At 53.1% G+C, this 13,116-nt stretch carries 13 protein-coding genes; 6 read left to right on the top strand and 7 right to left on the bottom strand.

Going from position 1 to position 13,116, the window contains the following annotated elements; genetic code table 11:
• Positions 1–79 precede the first annotated feature (79 nt).
• The 6 genes from P8H26_RS10740 (at position 80) to P8H26_RS10715 (ending at position 6,799) form a co-directional block, all read left to right on the top strand.
• Complete coding sequence (locus P8H26_RS10740) at positions 80–1,327, top strand: extracellular solute-binding protein (protein WP_289632991.1); 1,248 nt, start codon at positions 80–82, stop codon at positions 1,325–1,327.
• 204 nt (positions 1,328–1,531) lie between these two features.
• Positions 1,532–2,455, top strand: coding sequence for a carbohydrate ABC transporter permease (locus P8H26_RS10735; RefSeq protein WP_289632989.1), 924 nt, complete (start codon positions 1,532–1,534; stop codon positions 2,453–2,455).
• Complete coding sequence (locus P8H26_RS10730; protein ID WP_289632987.1) at positions 2,452–3,303, top strand: carbohydrate ABC transporter permease; 852 nt, start codon at positions 2,452–2,454, stop codon at positions 3,301–3,303. Before P8H26_RS10735 ends, P8H26_RS10730 begins: the two co-directional genes overlap by 4 nt.
• Positions 3,304–3,327: 24 nt before the next feature.
• Positions 3,328–4,842 (top strand): argininosuccinate lyase, encoded by a 1,515-nt coding sequence (gene argH / locus P8H26_RS10725; RefSeq protein ID WP_289632985.1) that lies wholly within the window; start codon positions 3,328–3,330, stop codon positions 4,840–4,842.
• Entirely contained in the window at positions 4,842–5,888 is a 1,047-nt protein-coding gene (locus P8H26_RS10720) for an ABC transporter ATP-binding protein (protein WP_289632983.1), read from the top strand. The genes argH and P8H26_RS10720 overlap by 1 nt, the downstream gene beginning before the upstream one ends.
• On the top strand, positions 5,885–6,799 hold the full coding sequence (locus P8H26_RS10715) for a carbohydrate kinase family protein (RefSeq protein WP_289632982.1): 915 nt from the start codon (positions 5,885–5,887) through the stop codon (positions 6,797–6,799). The genes P8H26_RS10720 and P8H26_RS10715 overlap by 4 nt, the downstream gene beginning before the upstream one ends.
• A 21-nt stretch (positions 6,800–6,820) precedes the next feature.
• On the opposite strand, the gene P8H26_RS10710 is transcribed toward P8H26_RS10715, so the two are convergent.
• The 7 genes from P8H26_RS10710 to araH are packed head-to-tail and all read right to left on the bottom strand — an operon-like array spanning position 6,821 to position 13,113.
• The gene (locus P8H26_RS10710) at positions 6,821–7,600 is read right to left on the bottom strand and encodes an SDR family oxidoreductase (protein WP_289632981.1); all 780 of its coding nucleotides are present in this window, start codon (positions 7,598–7,600) and stop codon (positions 6,821–6,823) included.
• A 27-nt stretch (positions 7,601–7,627) separates the two neighbouring features.
• A complete protein-coding gene (gene dgoD / locus P8H26_RS10705) occupies positions 7,628–8,776 on the bottom strand; it encodes a galactonate dehydratase (protein WP_289632979.1) in 1,149 nt (382 codons plus the stop codon).
• Positions 8,777–8,788: 12 nt separating this feature from the next.
• Complete coding sequence (locus tag P8H26_RS10700; protein WP_289632978.1) at positions 8,789–9,694, bottom strand: aldose 1-epimerase; 906 nt, start codon at positions 9,692–9,694, stop codon at positions 8,789–8,791.
• A 12-nt stretch (positions 9,695–9,706) separates the two neighbouring features.
• Positions 9,707–10,585 carry an SMP-30/gluconolactonase/LRE family protein gene (locus P8H26_RS10695; protein ID WP_289632977.1) on the bottom strand — a complete coding sequence of 293 codons (879 nt, stop codon included), beginning with the start codon at positions 10,583–10,585 and terminating at the stop codon, positions 9,707–9,709.
• Positions 10,578–11,219 carry a 2-dehydro-3-deoxy-6-phosphogalactonate aldolase gene (locus tag P8H26_RS10690; RefSeq protein WP_289632976.1) on the bottom strand — a complete coding sequence of 214 codons (642 nt, stop codon included), beginning with the start codon at positions 11,217–11,219 and terminating at the stop codon, positions 10,578–10,580. Before P8H26_RS10690 ends, P8H26_RS10695 begins: the two co-directional genes overlap by 8 nt.
• Before the next feature lie 13 nt (positions 11,220–11,232).
• Complete coding sequence (locus P8H26_RS10685; RefSeq protein ID WP_289632975.1) at positions 11,233–12,156, bottom strand: 2-dehydro-3-deoxygalactonokinase; 924 nt, start codon at positions 12,154–12,156, stop codon at positions 11,233–11,235.
• A 6-nt stretch (positions 12,157–12,162) separates the two neighbouring features.
• Positions 12,163–13,113 carry an L-arabinose ABC transporter permease AraH gene (gene araH / locus P8H26_RS10680; RefSeq protein ID WP_075657115.1) on the bottom strand — a complete coding sequence of 317 codons (951 nt, stop codon included), beginning with the start codon at positions 13,111–13,113 and terminating at the stop codon, positions 12,163–12,165.
• Positions 13,114–13,116: the final 3 nt, after the last annotated feature.

Below are 13,116 nucleotides of genomic sequence, written 5' to 3'. Positions count from 1 at the left end.
AACGAATGTGAGAGGCATGAGTTAAAACTGTTTTTGCCTGACACCGGCTCAAGCCGGAGGCGCATAAGGGGAGGTTCACATGCGTAAACTACTATTTGCGGGACTGATCGCAGGTTTCAGCACAATGGCGCTCAACGCGGCGCAGGCTGTTGAAATTGAGTATTGGCAATATGTTTTCGAGTCGCGCGTTAAAGCGATGGACAAGCTGATCGCGAATTTCGAAAAAGCCAATCCGGATATCAAGGTCAAGCACACCACCTTCCCTTACGATGATTATCAGACCCGCGTTATCGCTGCCAAAATGGCCGGTAACAGCCCTGATGTGATGCAGCTTTTCTATGGCTGGCTCGACAAATTTGCAGCAGGCGGCATTTTGCAGCCATTGCCGACAGACACTTTCCCGCATGACAAGATTGAGAGCGAGTTCTTCCCGATCGTAAGCTCCATGAAGCGTGGCGAAGATTATTACGGCCTGCCAACCGCTGTGCGTTCACTGGCACTGTTCTACAACAAGAAGCTGTTTGAAGAAGCCGGTCTTGATCCAAAGAACCCGCCAAAAACATTGGATGAGCTGGTTGCCGCTGCTGAAAAGACAGCAAAGCGCGATGCAAACGGCAATCTGACCACTGCCGGTATCACACTGGATATGGCCGGTCAGGATCATCATTGGTGGCGTGAAGTGCTGGTTCGCCAGTTCGGCGGCACACCTTATACCGACAATGATCGCAAAGTCGCTTATGATTCCGAAGCCGGTGAAAAGGCTCTGAAATTCTACACCGACCTGCAGACCGAAAAGAAAGTCGGCGAGCTGAAATTCATGGATGAAGGTCAGGCTGCATTCCGCGCAGGCATGGCTGCCATGACTGTTGACGGTACTTTCCGTCTCGGCGCATTCCGCACCATCAAAGATTTTGAATGGGGCGTAACCGAGCTGCCAGCCAATGCTGAAGGCATGCGTTCCAACTATGCCAGCTATTTTGCAAACGGCATCGGTGCCAATGCAAAAGGTGAAAAACTTGAAGCTGCCAAGAAATTCCTGAACTATATTTCCTCGCCGGAAGCGATGGAAATCTGGCTCAAGGAAGTTGGCGAGCTGCCTGCACGTCGTGCGGTTGCCCAGACAGAAACCAATCTGGCAGACCCGATCTATGGCCCGTTCCTCAAAGGTCTGGACTATGCTCACACCACTATGTTTGTGGATGAAGCAGCCCAGCGCCAGACTGCAATGGATATGGTGAACCGCGTGGTTCTGGAAAAACAGCCTGTGAAAGAGTCGCTTGCTGAAGCTGCGAAAGCAGAACAGACCATCATCGACGACGCCAAATAAAACAAAACAATCCGGAGTGCCGCTGACCAATATCAGCGGCACTCCGGAGCAATGTTTCATCGCTGTGCCGCATGAAACTGAAGATGACCACCGGTTTAAACCGTAACACCGGCAGCGGTCTCAAAATTTGTTTTTCGCATGATCCCGCAGAACCGCACCGCATTTTTGCCGGATATGCTCCCATACCATAAGGTATTTTGAACCATGACTGTGACGGCTGCCCGCTCCGGTGAACCTTTCTGGAACCGCCTGCCCATGCGCACAAGGCGGCTCATCTGGGTGTGGAGCTTTCTCGCCCTGCCTATTCTGTTTTATACGGTCATCCGTTTTTATCCCACGGTTGAAGCCTTCTGGCTGTCGCTGACCAACTGGGATCTGATGAAGCCACCGAAATTTATCGGCCTTGCCAATTACCAGAAACTCTTTGCTGATCCGCAATTCTGGAAAGTGTTCCAAAACACGTTTACCTATCTGATTATAGGCACACCGGTCAGCCTGTTTCTGGCTTTTGTGATCGCCTATTATCTGGATCGTGTGCGCTTCATGCACGGACTGATCCGTGGTCTGTATTTCCTGCCGTTTCTCACCACTGCCGCGGCAATGGGCTGGGTCTGGCGCTGGTTCTATCAGCCTGCACCAATCGGTGTGATCAATAATATGCTCAACGCCGTCGGACTGCCGCAACAGACATTCCTGCGGTCTGTGGATCAGGCGCTCTATTCTATTATGGCGACATCCATCTGGGCGGGACTCGGCTTCCAGATCATCATTTTCATGGCCGGTTTGCGCGCTATTCCGAACACCTATTACGAGGCCGCACGCATTGACGGCTTGGGTGACTGGGCAATCCTGCGCAAAATCACCATTCCGCTGCTGAAGCCGACAACCGTGTTTCTGGTCGTCTTCTCATCTATCGGCTTCCTGCGCATTTTCGATCAGGTCTATAACATGACCACCTATGATCCGGGCGGTCCGCTTGGCTCCACCAAGCCATTGGTGATGATGATCTATCAAACCGCCTTCTCGTCTTATGCCATGGGCTATGCCGCCGCACAGACAGTCGTGCTGTTCTCCATTCTGCTGGTTGTCTCACTGTTGCAGCTGTGGGTCTTGAGGGAAAAGAAATGACCGCTGAAACCAAAACACCGGCACTTCCGTTTGCCAATATCAGACCCGGCCGCGTTCTCACATGGACATTGCTGTTCATCGGCGGCCTCATCATGGTCACGCCGCTGGCCTATATGTTTTCGACCTCGTTCAAAACCGCCAGTCAGGTTTATGACTTGCGGCTGATACCGGCTGACCCGACGGTACAGAACTATGTGACCATTCTGGCAGACGGCCGGTTCCTGCGCTGGTTCTTCAACTCAATGCTGGTGGCTGTGATCGTTACGCTCTCCAATGTGTTCTTCGACAGTCTTGTCGGTTACACCTTGGCAAAATTCCAGTTCCGTGGCCGCCACTTCATCTTCCTCGCCATTCTCTCGACACTGATGATCCCGACCGAAATGCTGGTGATCCCTTGGTATCTGATGTCGAGCAAACTCGGCTGGCTCGACAGCTATTGGGGCATCATGTTCCCGGGCATGATGACGGCTTTCGGTACCTTCCTGATGAAACAGTTCTTTGAAGGTGTGCCGAATGACTTCCTCGAAGCTGCCCGTGTGGATGGCCTGAACGAATTCCAGATTTGGTGGAAAGTGGCAATGCCTCTGGTCACACCGGCATTGTCGGCTCTGGCAATCTTCACCTTCCTCGGCAACTGGACTGCCTTCTTCTGGCCGCTGATCGTCACCACCAGCAAGGAACTCTACACATTGCCTGTCGGGCTTTCGAGTTTCGCGGTTGAACAGTCAATCCAGTGGGAAATGATTATGACCGGTGCTGCTATCGCCACCTTGCCAACCCTGCTCGTGTTCCTCGTGTTGCAGCGCTATATCGTGCGCGGCGTCATGCTGGCCGGACTTAAAGGGTAAACCTCAAGGGATAAGGATACTATAATGTCTGTAAACGATCCGCGCCTTGTCGATAAAAGCGTTTTCCCTGATCCGGTCTACAAGGAGACCGTGCTGAAACCGCTTTTTGACGGCGCTAAAACCCATCATGTTGAAAGCTTCCGCCGTATTGACCGTGCCCATCTGGTCATGCTGACGGAAACCGGTATTCTCGACGAGAAACAGGCATCGGCAATTGCCGGTGCGCTGGAACAGATCGACCGTGATGTTGATCCGGCATCCCTCACCTATACGGGTGAAGTTGAGGACTTCTTTTTCCTGATTGAGAAGGAACTGAAATCCCGCCTCGGTGCGGATATTGCCGGTCGCCTGCACACCGCACGTTCACGCAATGATATCGACCACACGCTGTTCAAACTCGGCCTGAAAGAGCACATTGACGTGCTGCTGGCCAAATCGCGTCATCTGCTCAATGCGATGATCGAAACGGCAACCCGCGAGCAGGCAACACTGATCGTTGCCTATACGCATGGTCAGCCTGCGCAGCCTTCAACCTTCGGTCATTATCTGTCCGCAGCGATTGAAGTGCTGATCCGCGATATGCAGCGTTTTGCGGCCGCTCGTGAAATCGTCAACCTGTCACCTATGGGCGCGGCAGCCATCACCACCTCAGGTTTTCCCATCGACCGCGCACGCGTGGCCGACCTGTTGGGCTTTGCCGCGCCTTTATGCAATTCTTACAGCTGTATTGCGGCATCGGATTACATCACCTCAACCTATTCCGCGATTGAGTTGATGTTTATCCATCTCGGCCGTCTGGTGCAGGATTTCCAGTTCTGGACGAGCTTCGAGGTTGGCCAGATCTATGTGCCGAATGCCTTTGTGCAGATCTCCTCGATCATGCCGCAGAAGCGCAATCCGGTGCCAATCGAGCATATGCGTCATCTGGCCAGCCAGACGATGGGTCGTGCCCGCACGGTAATGGATGTAATTCATAATACGCCTTTCACCGATATGAATGACAGTGAAGGTGAAACGCAACAGATGGGCTATGAGGCATTTGCTTCTGCCGGTCGCGTACTCGATCTGCTGGCCGCTTTTGTGCAGGCAATCCGCATTGATCCGGCACGCGTTGCCGACAATATCCGCCGCTCCTGCATCACCATTACCGAACTGGCGGATTCACTGGTGCGTATTGAAGGTCTGTCCTTCCGTCAGGCGCATGAAATTGCAGCAACCGTGGCCAAAGCCGTCGTCGCCAAAGGTGGCGGTCTGGCACAGGACGGCTATGAGCCGTTTTTGGAAGCCTTCAAACATGCGGCGGGCAGAGACCCGTCTTTCGACCGCACAAAGTTTGAAGAGCTGGTATCGCCGGAACATTTTATCGCTGTGCGTGACCGTTTCGGTGGCCCCGCCCCTGAGCCAATGGCTGAGGCACTGACAGCCTATCGCGATCAGGCCAAAGCTTTTGCAAGCCTTGCAGACACACAAGCCGCAGACGAGGCCAAAGCCGCGCGCGAGCTCAATGATAAATTTCAAGCCTTGGTGGAGAAACGCTGATGGCCACGATCGAACTGAACAAGCTGGTTAAACGCTATGGCAAGGTTGAGGCTGTGCGCGGCATTGACCTGCAAATTGCAGACGGCGAATTTGTAGTCTTTGTCGGCCCTTCCGGCTGCGGCAAATCCACGACGCTACGCATGATTGCCGGTCTGGAAGACATTTCCGGCGGCGCGCTGAAAATCGGCGATGAAGTCGTCAATGAGCGTGACCCGAAACAGCGCAATATTGCAATGGTGTTCCAGAATTATGCAATCTATCCGCATATGACGGTGCGTCAGAATATCGGTTTTGGCCTTTATACCTCCAAAATCTCCAATGCGGATAAGAATGCCCGTATTGAAGAAACCGCAAAAATTCTCGGACTTGAGCCTTATCTGGATCGCCGCCCTGCTGCGCTCTCCGGCGGCCAGCGTCAGCGTGTTGCCATTGGGCGCGCGATGGTGCGCAATCCGTCTGCCTTCCTGTTTGATGAGCCTCTGTCCAATCTTGATGCACAATTGCGGGCCCAGATGCGTATTGAAATCAAGCGTCTGCACCAGCGCCTCAAGACCACAACCGTCTATGTGACCCACGATCAGGTGGAGGCCATGACTATGGCTGACCGTATTGTGGTGATGCGTGATGGTCATATTCTGCAGACCGGCACACCGACTGAGCTTTATGAAAGTCCGGTGGATGTGTTCACTGCCCGCTTTATCGGCAGCCCGTCCATGAATTTAGTAGCCGGCCGCAAAAACGGCAACAGCGTGGAATTTGCTCCGGACGGCGACATTCTGATCGGTATCCGCCCGCATGATCTGATGGTTGTCACCGGCGATGATGCCTCCGCACCGGCAGACATTGAACTGACCGGCACTGTCACTGCTGCTGAACCGCTGGGGCCTGAAACACTCGTGCATATTGATGTGCAGGGTACGGCGATTATTGCCACTGCATCAGGCAAGTTCATTCCGGCCACCGGTAGCACGCTGACGGCACGCGCAGCCAGTGGCAGTCTCTATCTGTTTGATAAGAAGACAGAGAAAAGTCTGGGTCGTTTATGAGTTTGAAAGACAATCAGCATCCGGCCGTTCTCAGCATCGGGCGGATTTACTGTGATCTGATTTTTACCGGTCTGGCAGCTTTGCCGGAACCGGGACGTGAAGTCTTTGCCGATAATCTGAAAATGGCTGCCGGTGGCGGTGCCTATATCACCGCCGCGCATCTGGCGCATACCGGCCGCGTCAGTGCACTTGTGGCACGGCTCGGTCTGGATGCACTGTCGACGGGTCTGGCACCGGAGCTGGAAGCAGCAGGCATTGATCTGCAATTTCTGGAGCGTTCCGTTGATGCTGGCCCTCAGGTGACTGTTGCCAGCGTCATCGGCAATGACCGCGCTTTCCTGTCACGCCGTGCAGGCACAGCACTGCCTGCAACATTGAATGCCGCGCTCAACTGGTCACAGGCTGGTCATCTGCACATCGCGGAATATGCAACGCTGCATGAGATCCCTGATCTCGTGCAACGCGCCAAGGCGCACGGTCTGACCGTATCGCTTGATCCAAGCTGGGACGAGACCCTGATCTATGATCCGGCGCTTCTCAAAGCTTGCGAAGGCATTGATATTTTTCTGCCGAACAAAGAAGAGGCACTGGCCATTACCGGTTTTGAAGACCCGCAAGATGCTCTCGATAAACTCGCGGGAACATTTCCCGTTGTGGTGCTAAAAGGCGGTGCGGAAGGTGCATGGCTGCGCTCCAACGAGCATAATCTTCATGCAAAGGCCGAGAACGTACCGGTGATTGATACCACCGGTGCAGGCGATGCCTTCAATGCCGGTTTCATCAATGCATGGCTTTCCGGCGCAGATGCACAAACGGCACTCAATGCCGGTATTCAGTCCGGCAGTCTGGCTGTGCAAGCCGCAGGCGGTACAGCCTTCTTACAAAATCAGGAGATCAGTCCGGCGGACTGATCTCTTACTCTTGCGCACTATTTAGACAGCGTGTTGCAAAACACTTAAACCGCCGTCGATTGTCAGGCAGGCTGCGGTCATAAACGGGCACTCATCTGAAATCATAAACACGGCAGCCATCGCGATTTCCTGCGTGCTGGCAATGCGTCCGCCCGGATGCAATCGCATGGTCTCTGCTTTTGCTGCCTCTGGGTCAGGAAAACTGTTCCAATAATCCACATTCTTCTGCGTCAGCACATAGCCCGGTGCAATAGCATTCACACGTATCTGCTGCGGCGCATATTCCAGCCCCAGCGATTTGGTCATGCCGAGCAAGGCATGCTTCGCCAACGGATAAGGAAAGGTGTGCGGGATAATCGTGAAAGAATGGGTGGAAGCAATATTGAGAATAACACCACCGCCCTGCTCAATCAGACGTGGCAGCACAGCCTTGCAACAATTCCATGCGCCTTTCAGATTAACATCGAAGCAACGGTTCCATGCTTCATCATTCATCTCCAGCGGTTTGCTGAAGACATTGATCCCCGCATTATTGACCAGTGCATTAATCTGCCCGATTTCCGCATCCGCCTGAATGAAAGCATTTTCGATCGCTTTGGCATCCGAGATATCCGCCCGAGCAAAACCGACCGTAACGCCGCTTTCCCGCAAAGCCAGCACCTCTTTTTCCAGCAATACCCCATCCGTATCAATCAGGAACAGCGCTGCGCCCTCGCGGCCAAAACATTGCGCAATAGCAAGGCCGATACCCTGTGCTGCGCCGGTGATAACAATGCGTTTTCCGATCAGACGATCAGCCATGATATTTATCCTTTTTGAACGTCCGCATTACCATTCAGCGAAACTGCCATCTTCGTGACGCCACACCGGATTGCGCCAGCGATGGCCGGTTTTCGCCCGCTCAATCACATAGGCTTCATCCACTTCGACACCCAGCCCCGGCCCTTGCGGAATAGCCACAAAACCGTCCTTGTAATCGAAGACCTCACGATTGGTGATATAATCCAGAATATCATTATCCTGATTATAATGGATATTCAGGCTCTGCTCCTGAATGAAGGCATTATAACTCACCGCGTCAATTTGGAGGCAAGCAGCCAGAGCAATCGGCCCCAGCGGGCAATGCGGCGCCAGTGCAATGTCATAAGCTTCAGCCATCGAAGCAATCTTGCGGCATTCGGTAATCCCACCCGCATGGGAAAGATCAGGCTGAATAATATCCACATAACCGCCGGAGAGAATATTCTTGAAATCCCAGCGGGAATAAAGACGCTCCCCCAGAGCAATCGGCGTGGACGTATGATTGGCGATTTCTTTCAGCGCTTCATAATTTTCGGATAAAACCGGCTCTTCAATAAACATCAGCCGGAACGGATCGAGTGCCTTGGCCAGCACTTTCGCCATCGGGCGATGCACGCGGCCATGAAAATCCGCCCCAATCCCGACATGCGGGCCAACCGCATCACGCACGGTGCCAATGGTTTCAACAATCGCGTCGATCTTGGCATAGCTATCAACGATCTGCAGCTCTTCCGCTCCATTGAGCTTCAATGCTGTAAAACCGCGATCCACCATTTCTTTCGCATTGCGTGCCACGTCAGACGGACGGTCACCGCCGATCCATGAATAGACTTTGATACGGTCGCGACATTGTCCGCCCAGCAGCTGATGCACCGGCACATTCAGCGCCTTGCCTTTAATATCCCACAGTGCCTGATCAATACCGGCAATGGCACTCATATGCACAGCGCCGCCGCGATAGAACCCGCCGCGATACATGACATTCCAATGGTCTTCGATCAAAAACGGGTCTTTACCGATCAGATAATCAGACAGCTCATGTACAGCCGCTTCAACTGTCAGCGCACGACCTTCAACAATCGGCTCTCCCCAGCCGGAAATACCTTCATCGGTTTCCACTTTCACAAACAGCCAGCGTGGCGGCACAATATAGGTCGTGAGCTTGGTGATTTTCATTTTGTTACCCTTTTATCGACCTGATGTTTTAGTTTGCTCAGGCTGCAAGCAAATGGTTCCTGACAGGCTTTCAGACGGTTGCAATATTTTCAGACCACCGTAACCGTCGTGGCAATGATCGCCCGCCATATGAGACATCGGCTCCAGACAAAAATAATCTGAGCGGGATTGCGGCTCCGGCACACCATGCGGCGCATAGAGAAAGAACCGGTTAAACAACGGGTCGGCACTCATGGTTAGCGCGGTATTCTGTTCCGGCCAGACAAGTCGCGCAGTGCCGTCCCAGCCCTCAAACCCGTTATTCACCCAATGATCGGGAAGTTTTCTTGTGCTGCTGAAATTCAGATCATCGGGAATATTGACGCGGTTTTCCGGTAAATAACCCGCACCTTGCGTCCACATTTTCTGCGCATTGAGCTGTAGCTGCGTTTGCTCAGTCAGATGAAAATAAGGATGCCAGCCAAGGCCGAACGGCATGGCTTTATCCCCTTTATTCGTCACACGCATGGAGAGGCTGAAACCGGTTTCATCCAGCGTAAAACTCTGTTCCGCTTCGTAGATAAAAGCAGCATCGGCTTTGTCATGGGTAAAGCACAATACAAGCCGGCTCTCTGACTGCTCTGCAATCTGCCAGAGACCGTGCCAGCTTTCACCATGAATATAGAGCGGGTCATCATCTGTATTGGCCTGAAAATGATAGTCCCGCCCCTCAAAACTGAAGTGATTTTGCGGAATACGGTTGCCGAACGGGATGAGCGGAAAACCACCTGTTTCCACCGGTATTGCATCGGCATGTTTTGCTTCACGCAGCAGAGGAATAATCTGCCCCTGATTGTGCCACCACAGGCCGTGCACTGTGCCGCCTTGGGTGGCAATATGCGCTTCAAATTGTTGATTTTTCAACGTGATGATGCTCATGGCAGCCTCCGGTCAGATGATTTTGACATCGGGTTCAAACCTGCCCTGAAACGGCAGATCCATGATGAATGTCGCTCCCGCCCGCTCTTGTTGCCGCGCCACGTCATCCAGCCCGACCCATGCGGATGTCACCAGCATCTGGTTGGCAGTTTTGCAGATAAAAGCAGGACAACTCGGCTGAGAAACCGGCAATGAAATTGAGCGCAAAAAACGTCCATCCGGTGCATATCCGGCAATCTGCGAACCACCCCAGAGGGCAACCCAGAAATTACCGTCCGCATCAACAACCGCACCATCGGGATTGCCTGCGGGAAAATCATTGAGAAACAACTCCGGCTCCCCGACCGGCACACCATTCGCAGGGTCAAGCAACACACGCATCACTTGGCGCAAAGCTGTATCGGCAAAATATCCGACCGTGCCATCCGGTGAAAAACAAATCGCATTACTGATCGTGATATTGTCGTAAAGCTTGCGCAACTCACCTTTGAAATACCAATAGATTGCACCTGCACCCTGCTCAGCCTGCCAGCCCATTGTGCCAAGCCAGAATGCCCCTGATGGATGCACCCGCGCATCATTGGAACGGGTCAGGTTGTTATCCGCTTCGATTTCACAATGCAGAGACAGATCACCTGTTGCCACATCGCGCAGATACAGGCCGCGCTCTGTGAAAAGGAGCTGGCGATGGGCATCCACTCGTGCAAGGGCACTGGCGGGAAAAGGCAAATCATGTTGCCTGCTCACACCGCTTTGAAACTGATATTCGCAGAGTTTGGATTGCAGAATATCAAACCACCATACTGTATCTGTATGAGGGTCATAGACCGGCCCCTCACCCAGCTTACACAAAGGTGCATTCAACGCAGCGGGCACAAATATCTCAGCCATGCTCACCACCAAAAACCTTGTCATAGGCCGTGATTGTCAGACGGGCTTTTGCCTGCACAGTTTCCGCACTGTCCCCTGATCTATAAAGGCTGGAACCTATGCCGAATGTGCGTACACCCACGCGGGCATAATCCCCGAAATTCTGATCGGAAACACCACCTACAGCCCCGACAACAGCATCCTTCGGCAGAATGGTTTTAATCGCCGCGACACCTGAAGGGCCAAGGGAACCGGCAGGAAAGAATTTCAATGCGGAAGCGCCACTGCGGATCGCCAGCAGAGCCTCACTCGCCGTATAACAACCAGGCATGGTAATCAGCCCACAGGAAGTTGCATGGCGGATAACATCGGCATCCGTATTCGGGCTCACCATAATCCGCCCGCCAATATCTGCCAGCCGCTGCGCATCTTCTGTTGTCAGCACGGTTCCGGCACCGATCAGCACTTTGTCACCGAATAGTTTCACCGCGCGCTCAATCGAAACCCACGGCTCCGGTGAGTTCAGCGGAATCTCAATAATCTCGAACCCTTCTGTAATAAGAGCTTCAAGCACCGGCTCAACCTCATCATTGCGGATACCGCGAATGATCGCCACCAGTGAGCGCTTCAAATTCGGCCAGATGACAGATGACATTGTGCTCTCCTCTTTACCGCGCATTATGTGTTGCCGGCCACACTCTGGCCGCCGCCGAAAATAATCCCTGCCGGACTGCAACCTCGCCATCCAGCAGAGTGATGCTGAAACCGGCTCTTTCCAGCGCGGCCTGATACAACCGGCCGAGTTTTCCCGAAGCCACCAGCCCGATTGTACCCGCGCCATAAAGCTGTTTTGCTCTGCCCGCCTCTGCACCAATCAGCAGACCGGAAAGATGAGCGGCACCCTCAGACTGTTCTTCAAAACCAAGCAATTGTGCAGCGCGGATACCAAAAACATCCTCGGCAATCCGTGCCGGTTCCGCGCATGTCTTTTCAACAGCACGGAGAAAAGCAGGTGTATTTTCATCAAAAGCCACACCCGTATCCACCTCATGTCTGAGAATGGAATGTTGAGACAGTACCGCAAAGAGCTCACCGGTCATGAAGGTCGCGAACTGCGTGACAGTACCGTTTTCCAGCCTCGTCCATTTACTGTGTGTGCCGGGCATACAGAGCAGACCATCAGGCATCGACGTGGCAATACCCGCAAGCTGGGTTTCCTCGCCACGCATCACATTGGCTGCGGATGCATCACGCTGCGCAAGCCCGGACAGAATACGGATATCGCGTGTCTGATTTTCTAATTTAAGCGCATAATCTGCCAAACCATCAAGCGCAGCAGGCAGGCTGATATAGGGTGCCTCTGCCCAGCCTTGCCGTGCACCGGCCATACCACAGATCATAACCGGCAGATCCGATCCTGCTTCCAGCTTGTGTAAATGCTTTTCCAGCACCGGTGCAAAACCCGCCGAAGCACAATGCATCATACCTTCATCACTGCGACTTTCGCCCAGCACATGACCCTGTGCATCCGTTAGCCACAGGCGGAAACTGCTCGTTCCCCAATCGACCAATGCGTAATCAGCGTCATTCATCAGTGTTTATCCTCTGAACCCGATCATGTTTGAACGCAGATTATCCAGCAGTACAGCAATGAGAAGAATGCAGCCGCGCACAACATATTGGTAAAAGGCCTGAATATTCAGCAGGTTCATGACATTCTCGGCAATGCCCATAATCAGCACGCCAACAATCACGCCCAGCATTGCAGCACGACCGCCAGCCAGAGAAACACCACCAAGAACACAAGCCGAGATGACAGATAATTCGAGCCCTGTTGCCGCATTCGGCTGACCGGACGTAATGCGCGATGCCAGCAAAATACCGGCAATGCCGCAGACCAGCCCCTGCAAAGCAAAAATCCAGATCCGCATAGAATCCACATTCACACCGGCAAGACGCGATGCTTCAGGATTACCGCCGATTGCCAGCGTGTTCTTACCAAAGACTGTGCGGTTGAGCACAAATCCGAAAATGACAAACAGCAGTCCCATCACCCAGATTGGTGTCGGAATACCTAAAAATTTTGACAGTGCCAGTTGATAGAAAGACGGATCATTAATACCAACCGCGCGACCATCACTGGAAATCAGCGCCAGCCCACGCACAATTTGCATTGTTGCCAGCGTGGTAATCAGCGCATTGATACGAAATTTCGCAATCACAACGCCATTGAACAGCCCAACGATAAAACCGCCTGCTAAAGCGGCCAGCAATCCGAGAAAAATGGAGCCGGTGGCATTGGACGCCATCACCGCAATCATGCCGGTAAAGGCGACCGTAGAGCCTACGGAAAGATCGAAATCGCGCGATGCAAGACAAAACATCATCGTGCAGGCAACAATGCCGATGGTTACCACCGATTGCAGAAGCCCCAGCATGTTCCGTTCAGTCAGAAAATTCGGGACTGTCAGCGCCACCACTGCAAAAGCCAGCAGGAAGATCACCACAAGCCCTTGCTCGCCAAGCAGGATTTTTTTAATTGAAACCATCGT

The sequence above is a fragment of the Pseudochrobactrum sp. sp1633 genome (assembly GCF_030376605.1).
Taxonomy (GTDB): domain Bacteria; phylum Pseudomonadota; class Alphaproteobacteria; order Rhizobiales; family Rhizobiaceae; genus Pseudochrobactrum.
Note: the sequence above shows the minus strand (reverse complement) of the source record. Positions and strands in the feature narration are given on the sequence as shown.

Excerpts from the sequence above, each read along its gene's own strand:
- P8H26_RS10710 (WP_289632981.1), bottom strand. The coding sequence starts at position 7,600 with ATGGCTGATCGTCTGATCGGAAAACGCATTGTTATCACCGGCGCAGCA.
- dgoD (WP_289632979.1), bottom strand. The coding sequence starts at position 8,776 with ATGAAAATCACCAAGCTCACGACCTATATTGTGCCGCCACGCTGGCTG.
- P8H26_RS10740 (WP_289632991.1), top strand. The coding sequence starts at position 80 with ATGCGTAAACTACTATTTGCGGGACTGATCGCAGGTTTCAGCACAATG.
- P8H26_RS10695 (WP_289632977.1), bottom strand. The coding sequence starts at position 10,585 with ATGGCTGAGATATTTGTGCCCGCTGCGTTGAATGCACCTTTGTGTAAG.
- P8H26_RS10715 (WP_289632982.1), top strand. The coding sequence starts at position 5,885 with ATGAGTTTGAAAGACAATCAGCATCCGGCCGTTCTCAGCATCGGGCGG.
- P8H26_RS10700 (WP_289632978.1), bottom strand. The coding sequence starts at position 9,694 with ATGAGCATCATCACGTTGAAAAATCAACAATTTGAAGCGCATATTGCC.
- P8H26_RS10720 (WP_289632983.1), top strand. The coding sequence starts at position 4,842 with ATGGCCACGATCGAACTGAACAAGCTGGTTAAACGCTATGGCAAGGTT.
- P8H26_RS10685 (WP_289632975.1), bottom strand. The coding sequence starts at position 12,156 with ATGAATGACGCTGATTACGCATTGGTCGATTGGGGAACGAGCAGTTTC.
- P8H26_RS10735 (WP_289632989.1), top strand. The coding sequence starts at position 1,532 with ATGACTGTGACGGCTGCCCGCTCCGGTGAACCTTTCTGGAACCGCCTG.
- argH (WP_289632985.1), top strand. The coding sequence starts at position 3,328 with ATGTCTGTAAACGATCCGCGCCTTGTCGATAAAAGCGTTTTCCCTGAT.
- araH (WP_075657115.1), bottom strand. The coding sequence starts at position 13,113 with ATGGTTTCAATTAAAAAAATCCTGCTTGGCGAGCAAGGGCTTGTGGTG.
- P8H26_RS10730 (WP_289632987.1), top strand. The coding sequence starts at position 2,452 with ATGACCGCTGAAACCAAAACACCGGCACTTCCGTTTGCCAATATCAGA.
- P8H26_RS10690 (WP_289632976.1), bottom strand. The coding sequence starts at position 11,219 with ATGTCATCTGTCATCTGGCCGAATTTGAAGCGCTCACTGGTGGCGATC.